A 16,971-nucleotide genomic window follows, 5' to 3' on the forward strand; every position below is an offset into this window, starting at 1 on the left:
AAATGGGGCTCGTGCCGCAAAGCACAAGCCCCATCGGCGTTGCTGCATGCAGCGACGGAAACCAGCTTATTGCTGCTGTGCCATCAGTTCGTCGAACGACACCGACTTTTCGTTGACCTTGGCCTTGCCCAGCACGAAGTCGGTCACGTTGTTCTCGATGACCACGGCTTCGACTTCCGCCAGGCGGTTGTTGTCGCTGAAGTACCAGCGCACGACGTCTTGCGGCTTCTCGTAGCTGGCGGCCAGCTCGTCGATGTGGGCCTTGATCTGCTCGGGCTTGGCCTGCAGTTCATTGGCACGCACCAGCTCGGCCACCACCAGGCCCAGGCGCACGCGGCGCTCGGCTTGCGGGCGGAACACTTCTTCGGGGATCGGGGCCTTGTCGGCGTCCTTGATGCCGCGCTGCTTGAGCTCGGCGCGGGCGCCTTCGATCATGCGGGCGACTTCCGACTGCACGCTGGCGTTCGGCAGGTCGAGCTCGGCGTTGGCCACCAGGGCGTCCATCACGGCGTTCTTGTTGCGGGCCAGCAGGCGGAACTTCACTTCGCGCTCGAGGTTGCGCTTGATGTCGGCACGCAGGCCTTCCACGGTGGCTTCGGCGATGCCGAGCGACTTGGCCAGCTGTTCGTTGACTTCGGGCAGGTGCGACGCTTCGATCTTCTTCACGGTGACCATGAAGTCGGCTTGCTTGCCGGCCACGTCCTTGCCGTGGTAGTCGGCCGGGAACGACAGCGGGAAGGTGCGGCTGTCGCCGGACTTCATGCCGCGCACGGCGTCTTCGAATTCCTTGAGCATCTGGCCTTCGCCGACGACGAACTGGAAGTCTTCGGCCTTGCCGCCCTGGAAGGGCTCGCCGTCGATCTTGCCTTCGAAGTCGACCGTCACGCGGTCGTTGTCTTCGGCCACGGCGTCTTGCGCGCGCTGGGCGAAGGTGCGGCGCTGCTTGCGCAGGATGTCCAGGGTCTTGTCGATGGCTTCGTCGCCGACTTCGGCCGACAGCTTCTCGACTTCAGCGCCCGACAGGTCGTTGATCTTGACTTCGGGGAACACTTCGAAGACCGCGTCGAAGGCGAGCTGGCCTTCGGGCGACTCTTCCTTCTCGGTGATGCGGGGCTGGCCGGCGACACGCAGCTTGGCTTCGTTCGCGGCTTGCGAGAAGGCCTCGCCGACCTTGTCGTTCATGACTTCGTAGTGCACCGAGTAGCCGTAGCGCTGGGCCACGACGTTCATCGGCACCTTGCCGGGACGGAAGCCGTCCATCTTGACGGTGCGCGCGAGCTTCTTGAGGCGCGAATCGACTTCGTTCTGGATGGTGCCGACCGGCAGGGTCAGCGTGATCTTGCGTTCGAGCTTCTCGAGAGTTTCAACGTTCACGGTCATGATGTCTTCCTGGTAAGGGGGCTGGTGCGCGGGCCTGCATCTTTTAATCAATACAGATCAAGGACTTACACGCGCTCGCGGGATTTATGCGGAGGCACACACGTGCCGCCTGCAAAACTGGGCAACCCGCGATTCTAATCGGCGGAAAACACCCGCTCTCGCCGATGCGAACGCCCGTGCGCGCGGATTGCGCCCTGCCCCCGGCTCCGGCGACGAATTCCCCTTTAAAGTGGCGGGCGATTTGCCACCGCCCACAGGGACCTTCCATGCTTCAGCGACTGTTCGCCGTCCTCGCCTTCACCCTGGTTCTTGCATTTGGCATTGCTTCGCCTTCGCAGGCCAAGACGGCCGCACCCGCGGCGAAGGAGCCGACGATCCAGCAGATCCACCAGGCTGCGAGCAACGGCCGGATGGCGGAAGCCAACGCGATGATCGCCAAGGTGCTGAAGAGCCACCCCAACAGCGCGAAGGCCCACTACGTCCACGCGGAACTCCTCGCCATGGAGAACAAGCTCGACGACGCGCGCGAGGCGCTGGACCGGGCCAGGGACATCTCGCCGGAGCTCTCCTTCGCGAAAGCCGAGTCGGTCGCCAAGCTCGAACGCAAGCTCGAAAAGCCGGTGGAGATCACGCCCGAGCCGCCACCCGCGCCCAGCCCCGTCAGCGCGCTGGCGCCCGCCGTGTCGCCCGCGCCGGTCGACTCCTTTCCGCCCACCGGCTCGATCCCCTGGGGCCCCATCGGCGTCGTCGCGCTAATCGTCGCGGCCTACGTTTTCTTCCAGCGGCGTTCGCGCGCCGCGACCTTCCCCGCCGCCGCGCCGGCGCCCCGGTTCTCCCGGCCCACGAGCGACTCGTCGATGGGCTACGCAGCAGCGAACAGCGACGGAAGATTTCCGCCCGCGCCACCGCCCAGCCAGGACTTGGGCATCGGCAGCGCACTGGCGACCGGCGCCGCAGTCGGCGTCGGCGCGGCGGTCGCGGGCGAACTGCTGCACCACCTGCTGCACGACCGGTCGGACGACCACCGCGGCAGCACGATCAACATCTTCAATAACCACCACGGCAGCCGCAGCCACAACGCCGACATCGGCCGCAGCCTCTGGCCTTCTTCCGCCCCCGAGCCGGACCGCAGCTTCGTGGACGACAACTTCGGCATCAAGGACACGAGTTCGTGGGACGACGCGAGCAGCAGCAGTAGCAGCTCTGACAGTTCAAGCAGCGACAGCAGTGGCAGCAGCAGCGACTGGTGAAGCGAACGACGGCCAAAGAAAAAGCCCCGTTCCTTGCGAAACGGGGCTTCGTCACTGCTCGATAGAACGGGCTACATAGCAGGGCTGGTGCGCGGGGCCGGACTCGAACCGGCACGTTCTTGCGAACGTCAGGACCTAAACCTGGTGCGTCTACCAATTTCGCCACCCGCGCGATGCCAATCTTTCAGGTGAATGCAAAAGCGGACGGCCTTCCGGCACCTCGGGAATCCCTCGGGCCAAAGACCATCCGCTTGAAATCGGTCAGCTTTCGATTTTAAACATGAATGGGGGTGCCTTTCGGCGCCTCCGACTCCGCCGGCTCCCGCTTGATGCGGAAGGCCGCGGCATACATCGCCGGCAGCGCCAGCAGCGTCAGCACGGTGGCCACGATCAGCCCGCCCATGATGGCCACGGCCATCGGTCCCCAGAACACGCTGCGCGACAGCGGAATCATCGCCAGCACCGCCGCCGCGGCGGTCAGCACGATGGGGCGCAGGCGCCGCACGGCCGACTCGACGATCGCGTCCCAGGCCGGCACGCCGGCCGCGCGGTCGCTCTCGATCTGGTCGATCAGGATCACGGCGTTGCGCTGGATCATGCCCATCAGCGCGATCACGCCGAGCAGCGCCACGAAGCCGAAGGGCCGGTTCAGCAGCAGCAGCGCGGCGGCCACGCCGGCGATGCCCATGGGGCCGGTGATGAACACCAGCAGCGAGCGGCTGAAGCTGTGCAGCTGCAGCATCAGCAGCGTGAACACCAGGAACAGCATGATCGGCACGCCCGCCACGATGGAGGCCGAGCCCTTGGAGCTTTCCTCCACGGCGCCTGCCACCTCGATGCGGTAGCCGCCCTGCCCGGCCGCATGCCAGCCGGCTTCGAGCTCGCGCAGCTTGGGCAGCAGCTGTTCAGTCACGGTGGCGCCCTGCAGGCCTTCCACCACGTCGCCCTGCACGGTGATGGCGTAGTCGCGGTTCTCGCGCCACATCACGCCGGGTTCCCAGGTGAACACCGGGCGGGCGATCTGCGTGAGCGGGATCGAACGGCCCGTGGTCGTCGGGATGTAGGCGTTGCCGATGTCCGAGATGGCCTCGCGCTCGTCGGCCGACTGGCGCAGCACGATGTCGATCAGCAGGTCGTTCTCGCGGTACTGGCCGACCGTGGTGCCGCTGAACATGGTGCGCGAGGCCTGGGCGATGGCCTGGCTGGTCACGCCGAGCGCACGCGCCTTGGCCTGGTCGATTTCGAGGCGGATCACCTTGACCGACTCGTTCCAGTTGTCGTTCACGCCGCGCATGTTGGGGCTCTCGCGCAACACGGCCTTCACCTCGTCGGCGCGGGCGCGCAACTGGGCGGGCTCGGTGCCGATCACGCGGAACTGCACCGGGTACGGCACCGGCGGGCCGTTGGGCAGCAGCTTCACGCGGCCGCGCACCTCGGGGAATTCCTCGGCCAGCAAGGCGGGCAGGCGCAGGCGCAGCGTTTCGCGCACCTTCAGGTCCCTGGCCAGCACGATGAGCTGCGACACGTTGGTCTGCGGAAACACCTGGTCCAGCGGCAGGTAGAAGCGCGGCACGCCGGAGCCGATCCAGGTGCTCACGGTCTTCACGCCCTCTTCCTTCATCACGCGCTGCTCGACGCGCTTGGCCACTTCTTCGTTGGCGGCGAACGAGGTGCCTTCGGGGAACCAGATGTCCACCATGATCTCGGGCCGGCTCGAATCGGGGAAGAACTGCTGCTGCACCTTGCCCATGCCGACGATGCCGAGCGCGAAGATCAGCACGGTGGCGCCGATGGTCAGCCAGCGGTGCTGCACGCACCAGTTCACCGCGCGACGGAAGCCGTTGTAGAACGGCGTGTCGAACAGCTCGTGCGGCGGCGCATCGGGGTCGTGCGGCTTCACCTTGAGCAGCAGCGTGCCCAGGTACGGCACGAAGTACACCGACACGATCCACGACAGCACCAGCGCAATCACCGTCACCGCGAAGATCGCGAAGGTGTATTCGCCCGTCACCGACTTGGCGATGCCGATCGGCAGGAAACCCGCCGCCGTGATGAGCGTGCCCGTGAGCATCGGCTTGGCCGTGACGTCGTAGGCGAAGGTGGCGGCGCGGACCTTGTCGTAGCCCTCCTCCATCTTCCGCACCATCATCTCCACGGCGATGATCGCGTCGTCGACCAGGAGGCCCAGCGCGATGATCAGCGACCCCAGCGATATCTTGTGCAGCCCGATGCCGAAGTAGTTCATGGCCAGGAAGGTCACGGCCAGCACCAGCGGAATGGTGATGGCCACCACCAGCCCCGGGCGCATGTCGATGTACCAGCCGAAGCGCCCGCCCTTGTGCAGGCCGAGCGCGATGATGCTCACGGCCAGCACGATGGCCACGGCCTCGATGAGCACGCCGACGAACTCGTTGACCGAGCTGGCCACCGACACCGGCTGGTCCTGCACCTGCGCCAGCTTCACGCCGGCCGGCAGGCGCTGGTCGATGGTGGCGGTGGTGGCCTTGAGCGCCTTGCCCAGCGCGATGATGTCGCCGCCCTTGGCCATCGACACACCCAGCGCGATCACTTCCTTGCCCTGGTGGTGCACCTTGACGGCCGGCGGATCGACGTAGCCGCGACGGATCTCGGCGATGTCGCCGAGCTTGATCTGGTTGCCCGAGCTGCCGCGGATCGGCATCTCGCGCAGTTGCTCCACGCTGGTGAACTGGCCGCCCACGCGCACCTGCACCACGTCCAGCGGCGACTGGATCGTGCCGGCGCTTTCGACCGCGTTCTGCGAGCCGAGCTGGGCCAGCACGGCGTTGAAGTCGAGCCCCAGCTGGGCCAGGCGCTTCTGCGAGATCTCGATGAAGACCTTTTCGTCCTGCACGCCGAACTGGTCGACCTTGGCCACGTCCTTCACGCGCAGCAGCTGCTGGCGCACGTCGTCGGCCAGCGTCTTGAGCTCGGCATAGCTGAAGCCTTCGCTCTCCAGCGCGTAGATCACGCCGTAGACGTCGCCGAAGTCGTCATTGAAGAACGGCCCCTGCACACCCGCGGGCAAGGTCCCGCGCATGTCGCCGATCTTCTTGCGCACCGTGTACCAGACGTTGGCCACCTCGGTGGCCTTCGACGAGTCCTTGATCTGGAAAATGATCTGCGACTCGCCCGGCTTGGAATAGCTGCGGATCTTGTCGGCGTACGGCGCTTCCTGCAGCGTGCGCTCCAGCTTGTCGGTGACCTGCTCGGCCACCTGTTGCGCGGTGGCGCCGGGCCAGTAGGTGCGCACCACCATGGCACGGAAGGTGAACGGCGGGTCTTCGTCCTGGCCGAGTTGGAAGTACGCGAACGCGCCCAGCACCATCAGCACCACCATCAGGTAGCGCGTGAGGGGCGCGTGGTCCAGCGCCCATTTGGAAAGATTGAAGCCGGCGGGCTTGTGTCCGGGAGTCTCAGGGGTTGCAGGGCCTTCCGTCATTTGGCGGCACCCGTTGCGATCTCCTTCTTGGTCGCGGCCACGGCCTCGACGGCCTGCTGCTTCGCCTGCGCCTGTTGCTGGCCATTGGCGGCGGCCGCCATGGCCTCCTTCGACTGGTAGATGGTGACCTTCTGCCCCGGCGACAGCACGTGCACGCCCGCGGCCACGACCATCATGCCGGGCGCCAGGCCCGAACCGATCACCGCTTCATTGCCGTCGGCCGTGACCACCTGCACCGGCTGCGAGCGCACGGTCATGCTGTCCTTGTCGAGCACCCAGACCGCCGAGCCCTTGCCTTCCTGGCGCAGCGCGCTGGTCGGCAGCTTGATCACCGCGACGTCGGTGCGCGCCAGCGCCTGCGGCCTGGCGTAGACCGTGGCGCCGAGCGCCGGCGAGGTCGCGGCGTCGATCGACACCTTGACCGAATAAGTGCGCGTGACCGCATCGGCACTGGCCGCCACCTCGCGCACCTTGCCCTGCAGCACCTCGCCGCCGGACCAGCCGCGCACCGCGACCGGCGAGCCAGGCTTGATCAGCGTGGCGCGGTCTTCAGGCACCGCGAACACCACGTCGCGCGCGCCGTCCTGGGCGATGCGCACGACCGGCGTGCCGGCCTGCACCACCTGCCCCGGCTCGGCCTCGATGGCGGTGATGATGCCCGCCACGTCGGCCACCAGCGTCGTGTAGCTGGCCTGGTTGCCTTGCGAGGCGAGTTGCGCCTGCGCCTGTTCAAGCTGGGCCTGCGCGGCCTTCCAGGTGGTTTCGCGGCGTTCCAGTTCGGCGCCGCTGATGAAGTTCTGCGAGCGCAGCTCGGTGTAGCGCTTCAGGTCGGCGGCTGCGAGGTCGCGGTTGGTCTGCGCGGCGGCCTGCTGGGCCCGGGCGGCCTCGGCGGCCAGGCGGTAGTCCTGCGGATCAAGCTGCGCCAGCACTTGGCCGGCCTGCACGTGCTGGCCGAGTTCGGCCTGGCGCTTGGTGATCTTGCCCGCCACCCGGAAGCCCAAGCGCGATTCGACCCGGGCCCGCACCTCGGCCGAGAACTCGGGCTGGGCGTCGTAGTCGCTGGTGCCGACGGTCACGAACTTGACCGCCCTCACGGGCTCCTGGGCAGGTGGTTTCGGCGAACAGCCGGCCAGAAAGATGGCAGGAAGCAGCAGCCAGGCGGCGCTGCGGGCACGGAGTGAGGCGGCGGAGGCGGTCATGAGACACCCAAGAAGAGAGGAACCGGGTCATTAATGACCCACCGGTTAGTAATCTAGGGTAAACGTTAAACAGTGTCAATGACCCGCCGGTCAGTTGACCACGTTCACGCTAAGTTCTCTGCCCCATCTCTACCAGCCGGTTGTCGGGGAGCTCGAAGTAATCGGATGCCCGGCCCGCGTTGCGCTGCAGCCAGCCGAACAGCACCCGTCGCACCGGGTTCATGCCCGGCAGGTTCTCCTCGCCCACCGAGGCGCGGGAGACGAAGTACGAGGTCTTCATCGAGTCGATGGCCAGGGTCTTCTGGTAGGCCAGGATGCGGATGAACTCGGGCACGTCGGGCCGCTCCATGAAGCCGTGCCGCGCCGTGACCACCCAGATGCCGTCCATCAGCTGCTCGGCCTCGATGCGCAGGCGCGCGTCCACGCGCGGCGTGTCGCACGAGAGCACGCGCAGCACGATCACCTGCTCGTGCAGCACCTGGTTGTGCTTGAGGTTGTGCAGCAGCGCGTGCGGCACCGCCGTGGCGTCGGGGTTCAGGAACACGGCCGTGCCGCTCACCCGGTGCGGCATGTTCAGCGCCAGCGACTCGACGAAGGGCCGCAGCGGCAGGCTGTCGGCCTCGGCCGCTTCCAGGCCCAGGCGCCGGCCCTTGGCCCAGGTGGTGAACAGCACCATCACCCCGGCCGCCACCGCCAGCGTGAGCCAGCCGCCCTCGGCCACCTTCAGGCTGTTGGACACCACGAAGGTCAGGTCGACCGCCGCGAAGGCCAGCACGCCGACCACCACCGCCACCTTGTTCCAGCGCCACAGCCCCCAGGCCACGATGCCGGCCAGCAACGTGGTCGTCACCATCGTGATCGACACCGCGATGCCGTACGCCGCCGACAGCGCGCCCGAACTGCGGAAGCCCAGCACCAGCAGCAGCACGCCGACCATCAGCAGCCAGTTGACGGCCGGCACGTAGATCTGCCCGATGGCCGTGCCCGAGGTCTGCACCACGCGCATGCGCGGCAGGTAACCCATGCGCATCGCCTGCGCCGTAAGCGAGAAGGCGCCCGAGATCACCGCCTGCGACGCGATCACCGTGGCCATGGCGGCCAGCACCACCATCGGCAGCACGCCCCACGACGGAAAGAGCCGGAAGAACGGGTTGTCGATGGCCGCCGGATTCGCCAGCACCAGCGCGCCCTGTCCGAAGTAGTTGAGCACCAGCCCCGGGAGCGCGATGAAGATCCACGCCAGCCGGATCGGCTTCGCGCCGAAGTGACCCATGTCGGCATACAGCGCCTCGCCGCCCGTGAAGGCCAGGAACACCGCGCCCAGCACGGCCAGCGACTGCGCCCGGTGCACGACCAGGAAGCTCACCGCCCGGCGCGGGTCGAGCGCCGCCAGCACCTGCGGCTGCTGCAGCACCTGCCACAGCCCCGCCACGCCCAGCACCAGGAACCACAGCAGCATCACCGGCCCGAATATCTTGCCGACCACGCCGGTGCCCTTCTTCTGCACCATGAACAGCCCGACGAGGATCGCCAGCGTGATCGGGATCACCGCGCGCTGCAGCACCGGCGCCTGCACCTCCAGGCCCTCGACCGCCGACAGCACCGAGATCGCCGGCGTGATCAGGCTGTCGCCGTAGAACATGGCCGCGCCCACCAGGCCCAAGAGCCCGATCCCGCGCCAGACCCAGGGTTTGGTCTTCGGCCCCGAGACCGCGTTGCGCGCCAGCGCCTGCAGCGCCAGGATGCCGCCCTCGCCGTCGTGGTCGGCGCGCAGCACGAACACCACGTACTTGAGCGTCACCACGAACATCAGGCCCCAGAAGATCAGCGAGAGCAGGCCCAGCACTGCGTCGGGCGAGAACGGCACGCCGTGCTCGGGGTTCATCGTCTCCTTGAAGGCGTACAGCGGTGAGGTGCCGATGTCGCCGAAGACGACGCCCAGCGCCGCGATCATCAGTCCCGGCCCGGCCGGATGTGCCGTGTCGCCCGAAGCGGGAAGCGAAGTCCCGGAAGCCGCGGCAGTTGCTTTCATCGTCATGGGCGAAAGAAAGAGAGATGGAAAGTGGCGACGCCACGAGCATAGTGCCCGGACATGACGTCGCCGACAATCGTGGCGTGTCCGCCACTCCTCCTCAAGCCGCCGCGCCGGCCCATTACGAAAACTTTCCCGTGGCCTCCTGGCTGTGCCCGCCGCACCTACGTCCGCCCATTGCCGCGATCTACCACTTCGCGCGCACCGCCGACGACATCGCCGACGAGGGCGACGCCTCGCCCGACGCGCGCCTGGCCGAGCTGCGCGCCTACCGCGAGGAACTGGCCGCCGCCGCGCGCGGCGAAGCGCTGCCCGACTCGCGCTGGCCCCACGTGTTCGGCCCGCTGGCCTGGGCCATCGCCCAGTACCGCCTGCCCGAAGACCTGCTCGCCGACCTGCTCAGCGCCTTCATGCAGGACATCGAGAAGACCCGCGACCGCGGCACCTACGCCGACCGCGCCGAGCTGCTCGACTACTGCCGCCGCTCCGCCAACCCGGTCGGCCGGCTGCTGCTGCACCTGTACGGCGTGACCGATGCGCAGGCGCTGGCCCAGAGCGACGCCATCTGCAGCGCGCTGCAGCTCATCAATTTCTGGCAGGACCCGAGCGTCGACCTGCCGCGCGGGCGCTTCTACTTTCCACGCACCGACTGCGCGCGGCGCGGCCTGACCTCGGAGCATTTCAAAGTCTTCGAACCGCTGTCGCCGGCGCCGCCGCCGCAGGAAGCTATCAATCTGATAGCGGTGATGGCTTTCTGGGCGCGCGAGCTCATGACCGAGGGCGCCCCGCTCGTGCACCGCCTGCCGGGCCGCGTGGGCTGGGAGCTGCGCCTGGTCGTACAGGGCGGCCTGCGCATCCTCGACAAGATCGAGGACCTGGGCTTCGACACCTTCACGCAGCGCCCCACCGTCGGCAAGGCCGACGCGCCCGTGCTGCTCTGGAAGGCATGGCGGATGCGGAGACAATCACGCCCCATGAAAGCAGCGCCTCCCCGATGAATCCCGAGCAATACGTGCAAGACAAAGCCGCCGCTTCGGGCAGCAGTTTCTATTACGCCTTCCTGTTCCTGCCCAAGCCGCGGCGCGCCGCGATCACGGCTTTTTATGCCTTCTGCCGCGAGGTCGACGACGTGGTCGACGAGGTCTCCGACCCCGGCGTGGCCGCCACCAAGCTCGCCTGGTGGCGCACCGAGGTCGCCCAGGCCTTCGCCGGCACGCCGCGCCACCCGGTCATGCAGGCGCTCATGCCGCATGCCGCCACCTACGGCATCGAGGCGCGCCAGCTCCACGAGGTGATCGACGGCTGCCAGATGGACCTGGACCAGACCCGCTACCTCGACTTTCCCGGCCTGGCGCGCTACTGCCATCTGGTGGCCGGCGTGGTCGGCGAAGTCGCCGCGCGCATCTTCGGCCAGACCGATCCGCAGACCACCGCCTACGCCCACAAGCTCGGCCTGGCGCTGCAGCTGACCAACATCCTGCGCGACGTCGGCGAAGACGCGCTGCGCGGTCGCATCTACCTGCCCGTCAACGAGCTGCAGCAGTTCGACGTGAAGGCGCACGAGATCCTGAACCGCGTGCACTCCGACCGTTTTGTCGCGCTCATGAAGTTCCAGGCCCAGCGCGCCCACGCCGCCTACGACGAGGCGCTGGCCCTGCTCCCGCTGGCCGACCGCCGCACGCAGAAGCCCGGCCTGATGATGGCCAGCATCTACCGCACGCTGCTGCGCGAGATCGAGCGCGACGACTTCCAGGTGCTGAACCAGCGCGTCAGCCTCACCCCCGTGCGCAAGCTGTGGCTCGCATGGAAAGTCCAGGCCCTCGGCCGGATATGACGCCCCACCCTTCGTGCCCATGAGGCTCGCCGTCATCGGCGCCGGCTGGGCCGGCCTCGCCTGCGCCGTCGAGGCCACGCGCCTCGGCCACGCCGTCACCCTCTTCGAAGCCGCGCCGATGGCCGGCGGGCGCGCGCGGCGGGTCGATCACATGCACGGCATGGCGCTCGACAACGGCCAGCACATCCTGATCGGCGCCTACACCGCCACGCTGGCGCTCATGCGCGACGTGGGCGTGGATGTCGACACCGCCCTGCAGCGCCTGCCGCTGTCGCTGCGCTTTGCCGACGGCGGCGGGCTGCAGCTGCCCGCGGGCCGGCCGCCGCCGCTCGACCTGCTGATCGGCATCTTCACCGCGCGCGGCTGGAGTTGGCGCGACAAGGCCGCACTGCTGGCCACCGCTGTGCGCTGGCGCCTCGCGGGCTTTCGCTGCGCGCCCGGCACCAGCGTCGCCACGCTCTGCGCCGGGCTCACGCCACGCGTCATGCAGGAGCTGATCGAGCCGCTGTGCGTCTCGGCGCTCAACACGCCGGTGTCGCAATCGAGCGGCCAGGTGTTCCTGCGCGTGCTGCACGACGCGCTGTTCAGCGGGCGCGGCGGCGCCGACCTGCTGCTGCCGCGCGTCGACCTTGGCGCCCTGCTGCCCGATGCCGCGCTGGCGTGGCTCGCCCGGCATGGCGCCACCACGCGCATCGGGCACCGCGTGCGCACCATCGCACCTGAAGGCGACCAGTGGCGCGTCGACGACGAGGTCTTCGACCAGGCTGTGCTCGCCGGTGCGCCCTGGGACGCCGCACGACTCGCACGCGCCACCGGCCTGCCGGCCGCTTCGCGCTGGTGCAACGTCACCGAATCGCTGCGCTTCGAGGCGATCGCCACGGTCTACGTGCGTGGCGCCGCGCCGCTGGCCGAGCCGATGCTCGCGCTGCGCAGCCAGCCAGGCAGCGCGCCGGCCCAGTTCGTGTTCGATCGCGGCCAGCTCGGCGGACCAGAAGGCGTGCTCGCCTTCGTCGTGAGCGCCAACGAAACGCCGCGCGAGACGCTCGAGAAACAAGTGCTCGCGCAAGCCGGCACGCAGCTCGGCCAACCAGGGCTGACGCCGATCCAGACCGTGGTCGAAAAACGCGCCACCTTCGCCTGCACGCCCGGCTTGGCGCGTCCGCCGGCCGCCATCGCGCCGGGGCTGCAGGCCTGCGGCGACTACACCGAAGGCCCTTATCCCGCCACGCTCGAAGGTGCCGTCCTCAACGGACTGGCCGTCGCACGCGCGCTTGCCACCCCATGACCACGACCCTGCGCTACCTCGATTTCGACTACAGCGAAGACACCGAAGACCACGGCACCTTCGACGCCATGGCCTCGACCCCACCCGAGCGCACGCCCGAGGTGGAAGCCGAGATCGCGCTGGTGCTGGCCTGGGCCGAGGCCAGCTTCCCGGGCATGCGCGGCGCGCTCGACGACGGCGCGGTGTGGGATTGCGACGTGCAGCGCACGCGGGAAGACAACCCGCGCCTGGACACCCTCACGCTCTCGCTCAGCGGCACCGCCGACTTCTGCACGGCACTGCGCGAGCGTTTCGGGCTCGACTGAAAAAAGTCGGCGGCCTTCTCAGGCCGTCTTGTTGCGCAGGCGCAGCAGGCTCAACCCCAGCAGCACGAAGGCGCCGCCCGACACGCGGTTGAACAGCTGCGCGCGCTTGGGGTTCGCGAACTGCTTCTTCAGCAGGCGCGCCAGCAGCACGTACGAGCCATGCGCCAGCACCGAGCCGGCCGCGAAGGTCGTCGTGAGCACGGCGAACTGCGTGAGGATCGGCGCGTCGTGCGTGAGGAACTGCGGGAACAGCGCCGAGAAGAACAGGATGCCCTTGGGATTCGTCAGCGCCACCGTCACGCCATGCCCGAACAGCCGGCGCGCGGAACGCGAAGGCGCCGGCGCGGCCGAAGGCTGCAGCTCGGCGAACACGCTCGTGCGGCTGCGCCACTGCCGGATGCCCAGGTACACGAGGTAGCCCGCGCCCGCCACCTTCAGCACCATGAAGGCCGTGGCCGAGGTGTTGAGCACCACGCCCAGCCCGCCCATCGCGGCGGCCGAGACCAGGAAGAGCCCGCAGGCGTTGCCCAGCGAACTGATCATCGCGCGGCGCGGGCCGACGGTGATGGCGTTGGAGACCGCGAGCAGCACGGCCGGGCCGGGCGTGAAGACGACGAGCAGGGTCACGCCGCAAAAGAAGAGCCAGGTGGAAAGATGCATGGGAGGAAATTCGCGCGAAAGCAGTGAAAGAAGGCCGTCGCAAAACTATAGTCCGGGCAGCCGCGCGCCGCTCGGGCCGCGCCGATAGTCCCCTGACGCTCCTCACCCATGATCACCTGCTACCTGCGCTACATCGTCGATCCCTTCAAGCTCAAGGAATTCGAGCACTACGGCAAGCTCTGGATTCCGCTGGTCGAGAAGTTCGGCGGCCAGCACCACGGCTACTTCCTGCCGTCCGAAGGCGCGAACAACGTGGCGCTGGCGATGTTCAGCTTCCCGAGCCTGGCCGCGTACGAGACCTACCGGGCCGACTCGATGCAGGACGCCGACTGCCAGGCCGCCTTCCGCTACGCCGAAGAGACCCGCTGCATCGTCAGCTACGAACGCAGCTTCTTCCGGCCGGTGTTCCGCTGATCCTCAAGCGCCCAGCGCGATGCACAGCGCGTGCAGGTTGGGCACGATCAGCTGCGGACGCGCGCCGTGCTCCCACGGGCGCTCGTCGCGCACCAGCCACGCGGCCTGCATGCCGGCGTTGAGCGCGCCCACCACGTCGAGCGCAGCGTCGTCGCCCACGTGCAGCACGTCTTTCGGCAGCAGGCCGACCGAGGCCGCCGCGGCGCGGAAGATCGGCGCGTGCGGCTTGCCGCTGCCGAAGGCGCGCGCATTGAAGGCGGTGCGGAACCACCGGCCGACGCCGGTCTTGTGGAGGTCGGCGTTGCCGTTCGACACCGCCACCAGCGGGTAGCGCTCGCTGAGCCATTTGAGCGCCGGCAGTGCGTCGTCGTACAGCGTGACACGCTGGCGCTCTTCGAAGAAAGCATCGAAGGCCGGGTCGGCCAGCGCCGGGTCTTCGCCCGCGCGCACGAGCGCCGTGCGGATCGACTCGCGGCGCAGCGCGCTCAGGTCGTGCGCGAGGTCGGAGCGCTCCTTGGCGGTGGCTTCGCGCAGCTCGCGCAGCACGCCCGGCGTGAGCAGCAGCGAGGCCGTCTTGGGCGCCTCGCGCAGCAGCCATTCGTGCAGCACGCGCTCGGCACGCTCGATGGTCGGCCAGATCGGCCACAGGGTGTCGTCGAGGTCGAGCGTGATCGCCGAGATGCGCGAGATGTCGAGCGGCGTGGCGCCGCCGGGCGCTGGGGAAGCGGAAGTCATGCCCGAGAATATCGCATGCCTCTCGCCCCCCAAGACAGTCAGAACAGCAAGAACGACCGCACCGCCGTGCTCTGGTGCAACCTGGGTTCGCCCGATGCCCCCACCGCCGCCGCGGTGCGCCCCTACCTCGCCGACTTCCTGGGCGACCCGCGCGTGGTCGAGATCCCCCGGGCGCTGTGGGCGCTGATCCTGCACGGCATCATCCTGCGCACGCGGCCCGCGAAGTCGGCCGCGAAGTACGCCAGCATCTGGCTGCCCGAGGGCTCGCCGCTCAAGGTCTGGACGCAGAAGCAGGCCACCCTGCTGGCCGGCTGGCTCGGCGAACGCGGCCACCGCGTGACGGTGCGCGACGCGATGCGCTACGCCAACCCGTCGATCGCCTCGCGGCTCGATGCGCTGCAGGCCGAGGGCGCCACGCGCGTGCTGGTGCTGCAGGCCTACCCGCAGTACTCGGCCACCACCACGGCCAGCGTGATCGACGCCGTGAACGCATGGAGCCGCCGTCAGCGCCGCATGCCCGAGTTCCGCTTCGTCAACCAGTACCACGACGACCCCGCCTACATCGAGGCGCTTGCGCAAGGCATCGAGAAGCACTGGAAGACCGAAGGCCGCGGCGAGCTGCTGGTGATGAGCTTCCACGGCATTCCCGCGCGCAACATCGCGCTGGGCGATCCCTACGAGGCGCAGTGCCTCGAGACCGCGCGCCTGCTCGCGGCGCGGCTGGGCCTTTCGTCCACGCAGTACCGCACGACCTTCCAGTCGCGCTTCGGCCGCGCCAAGTGGCTCGAGCCCTACACCGAGCCCACCCTGCGCGAACTCGGCGCGCGCGGCGTGAAGCACGTCGACGTGGTGTGCCCGGGCTTTCCGGCCGACTGCCTCGAGACGCTCGAAGAAATTGCCATGGAAGGCCGCGAAGCCTTCCTGCACGCGGGCGGCGAGCGCTTCGGCTACATCCCCTGCCTCAACGACAGCCCGGCGTGGATCACCGCGCTCGCGGGCATCGCCGAACGCCACCTGGCGGGCTGGCCGACCCGACAAGACACGACGACACCATGAAAAAAGACCTGCACGAAGCCAACCGCCAGTCGTGGAACGCCGCCACGGTGGCGCACAACAGCCACAAGGGCGACCAGGCCGCCTTCTTCCGCGCGGGCGGCTCCACGCTCTTCCCCGAGGAAAGCGCCCTGCTCGGCGACGTGAACGGCCTCTCGGTGCTGCACCTGCAGTGCAACGCGGGCCAGGACAGCCTGAGCATCGCGCGCCGCGGCGCCCGCGTGACGGGCGTCGACATCTCCGACGAGGCCATCGACTTCGCCACCCGGCTCTCGGCCGAGTCGGGCATTGCGGCGCGCTTCGAACGTGCGGACGTCTACGACTACTTCGAGGCCGCCGCCGCGCGCGGCGAGCGCCACGACCTCGTGTTCTGTTCGTACGGCACGCTGTGCTGGCTGTCCGACATCGGCGCCTGGGCGCGCGGCGTGGCGCAGCTGCTCAAGCCCGGCGGGCGCTTCGTGATCGTCGAGTTCCACCCGTTCGCACTGGTGTTCGATCCGCAGTGGAAGTTCCACTACGACTACTTCAACGACGCGCCCGTGCCCGAGGAAGGCGTGGGCGACTACGTGGCCGAGTCGGGCGACGGCCTCGTGCCGGACGACCGACCGGTGCCCGGCGTGCAAGGCTTTCGCAACCCGCACCCGAGCTTCGAATTCACCTGGGGCGTGGGCCAGGTGACGACCGCGCTCGCGCAGGCGGGCCTGGCCATCGAGCGTTTCGAGGAGTACCCGTACACCAACGGCTGGAAGCCCTTCGAGGGCATGCGCGAGCTGGGCGGGCGGCGCATGGCCCCGCCCGAAGGCATGCCGCGCATTCCGCTGATGTACGCGCTGGCGGCCCGCCGCGCCTGAGCGAACTCAGAAGCGGCCGAGGTAGTCCATCTTGCCGACGGGCACGCCCTTGTGGCGCAGCACGTCGTAGGCGGTGGTCACGTGGAAGAAGAAATTCGGCAGCGCGAACTGCAGCAGGTAGCGCTGCGCGGTGAAGTGGGCCTCGCCTTCGCGTGCCTTGATGGTCACGGGGCGTTCTTCGTGGCCGTCGATGAGCGCGCGGTCCACGGTCGCCAGGAAATCCTGCGTCTTCACGATGCGCGCCAGCAGGTCGTCCCAGGTCTTTTCCTCGTCGGGAAAGCTCGGGGCCGTGATGCCCGCGATGCGTGCCGTGCCCAGCTTGGAAGCGTCGCTCGCGCGCTGGATCTGGCCGGCCAGCGTGAGCATGTCGGGCGCGAGGCGCGCCTCAACCAGCGTCGCCGGGTCGATGCCCTGGGCCTTGGCGTGCGCGAGGCTCTTGTCGAGCAGGTGGGTCAGTTGCCCGAGTCCGCGGGTGAAAACCGGCACGGACAGGTCGTACATCGAGAGGGCCAT

General features: G+C 68.5%; 15 protein-coding genes and 1 tRNA gene. 8 read left to right on the forward strand and 8 right to left on the reverse strand.

Annotation, left to right across the window (positions count from 1 at the left end):
- Positions 1-66 precede the first annotated feature (66 nt).
- On the reverse strand, positions 67-1,380 hold the full coding sequence (gene tig / locus AC07Q9_RS11030) for a trigger factor (protein WP_153284507.1): 1,314 nt from the start codon (positions 1,378-1,380) through the stop codon (positions 67-69).
- Positions 1,381-1,646: 266 nt separating this feature from the next.
- Here tig and AC07Q9_RS11035 point away from each other — a divergent pair, with 266 nt between their 5' ends.
- Complete coding sequence (locus AC07Q9_RS11035; protein ID WP_495309353.1) at positions 1,647-2,630, forward strand: tetratricopeptide repeat protein; 984 nt, start codon at positions 1,647-1,649, stop codon at positions 2,628-2,630.
- Positions 2,631-2,715: 85 nt separating this feature from the next.
- Here the strand turns inward: AC07Q9_RS11035 and AC07Q9_RS11040 are convergent.
- From AC07Q9_RS11040 to AC07Q9_RS11055, 4 genes are all read right to left on the reverse strand, one after another.
- Positions 2,716-2,802 (reverse strand) — tRNA-Leu (locus AC07Q9_RS11040).
- Positions 2,803-2,904: 102 nt separating this feature from the next.
- On the reverse strand, positions 2,905-6,090 hold the full coding sequence (locus tag AC07Q9_RS11045) for an efflux RND transporter permease subunit (RefSeq protein WP_495309354.1): 3,186 nt from the start codon (positions 6,088-6,090) through the stop codon (positions 2,905-2,907).
- Positions 6,087-7,289, reverse strand: coding sequence for an efflux RND transporter periplasmic adaptor subunit (locus AC07Q9_RS11050; protein WP_495309355.1), 1,203 nt, complete (start codon positions 7,287-7,289; stop codon positions 6,087-6,089). Before AC07Q9_RS11050 ends, AC07Q9_RS11045 begins: the two co-directional genes overlap by 4 nt.
- Before the next feature lie 109 nt (positions 7,290-7,398).
- Positions 7,399-9,321, reverse strand: coding sequence for a potassium transporter Kup (locus tag AC07Q9_RS11055; RefSeq protein ID WP_495309357.1), 1,923 nt, complete (start codon positions 9,319-9,321; stop codon positions 7,399-7,401).
- A 23-nt stretch (positions 9,322-9,344) separates the two neighbouring features.
- Here AC07Q9_RS11055 and hpnC point away from each other — a divergent pair, with 23 nt between their 5' ends.
- Genes hpnC through AC07Q9_RS11075 form a run of 4 tightly spaced genes read left to right on the forward strand, consistent with a single transcriptional unit; the run spans position 9,345 to position 12,745 of the window.
- Positions 9,345-10,319 carry a squalene synthase HpnC gene (gene hpnC, locus AC07Q9_RS11060; RefSeq protein ID WP_495309358.1) on the forward strand — a complete coding sequence of 325 codons (975 nt, stop codon included), beginning with the start codon at positions 9,345-9,347 and terminating at the stop codon, positions 10,317-10,319.
- A complete protein-coding gene (hpnD, locus tag AC07Q9_RS11065) occupies positions 10,316-11,155 on the forward strand; it encodes a presqualene diphosphate synthase HpnD (RefSeq protein WP_495309360.1) in 840 nt (279 codons plus the stop codon). Before hpnC ends, hpnD begins: the two co-directional genes overlap by 4 nt.
- Positions 11,156-11,174: 19 nt before the next feature.
- The gene (hpnE, locus tag AC07Q9_RS11070; protein ID WP_495309361.1) at positions 11,175-12,440 is read left to right on the forward strand and encodes a hydroxysqualene dehydroxylase HpnE; all 1,266 of its coding nucleotides are present in this window, start codon (positions 11,175-11,177) and stop codon (positions 12,438-12,440) included.
- Entirely contained in the window at positions 12,437-12,745 is a 309-nt protein-coding gene (locus tag AC07Q9_RS11075) for a hypothetical protein (protein ID WP_495309362.1), read from the forward strand. Before hpnE ends, AC07Q9_RS11075 begins: the two co-directional genes overlap by 4 nt.
- A gap of 18 nt (positions 12,746-12,763) precedes the next feature.
- Here AC07Q9_RS11075 and AC07Q9_RS11080 read toward each other — a convergent pair whose 3' ends face one another.
- The gene (locus tag AC07Q9_RS11080) at positions 12,764-13,405 is read right to left on the reverse strand and encodes a LysE family translocator (protein WP_495309364.1); all 642 of its coding nucleotides are present in this window, start codon (positions 13,403-13,405) and stop codon (positions 12,764-12,766) included.
- 108 nt (positions 13,406-13,513) lie between these two features.
- Here AC07Q9_RS11080 and AC07Q9_RS11085 point away from each other — a divergent pair, with 108 nt between their 5' ends.
- The gene (locus AC07Q9_RS11085) at positions 13,514-13,819 is read left to right on the forward strand and encodes an NIPSNAP family protein (RefSeq protein ID WP_062475864.1); all 306 of its coding nucleotides are present in this window, start codon (positions 13,514-13,516) and stop codon (positions 13,817-13,819) included.
- 3 nt (positions 13,820-13,822) lie between these two features.
- On the opposite strand, the gene AC07Q9_RS11090 is transcribed toward AC07Q9_RS11085, so the two are convergent.
- On the reverse strand, positions 13,823-14,554 hold the full coding sequence (locus tag AC07Q9_RS11090; RefSeq protein WP_447743727.1) for an HAD family hydrolase: 732 nt from the start codon (positions 14,552-14,554) through the stop codon (positions 13,823-13,825).
- Positions 14,555-14,569: 15 nt separating this feature from the next.
- Between AC07Q9_RS11090 and hemH the strand changes: the two genes are divergently transcribed.
- Positions 14,570-15,610 carry a ferrochelatase gene (gene hemH, locus AC07Q9_RS11095; RefSeq protein ID WP_495309366.1) on the forward strand — a complete coding sequence of 347 codons (1,041 nt, stop codon included), beginning with the start codon at positions 14,570-14,572 and terminating at the stop codon, positions 15,608-15,610.
- Positions 15,607-16,458, forward strand: a complete 852-nt coding sequence (locus tag AC07Q9_RS11100) for a class I SAM-dependent methyltransferase (RefSeq protein WP_495309367.1) — start codon at positions 15,607-15,609, stop codon at positions 16,456-16,458. The genes hemH and AC07Q9_RS11100 overlap by 4 nt, the downstream gene beginning before the upstream one ends.
- 6 nt (positions 16,459-16,464) lie before the next feature.
- Here AC07Q9_RS11100 and AC07Q9_RS11105 read toward each other — a convergent pair whose 3' ends face one another.
- Positions 16,465-16,971 (reverse strand): DUF1993 domain-containing protein, encoded by a 507-nt coding sequence (locus AC07Q9_RS11105; RefSeq protein ID WP_495309369.1) that lies wholly within the window; start codon positions 16,969-16,971, stop codon positions 16,465-16,467.

Source organism: Variovorax sp. GW821-FHT09A10, from assembly GCF_059418385.1.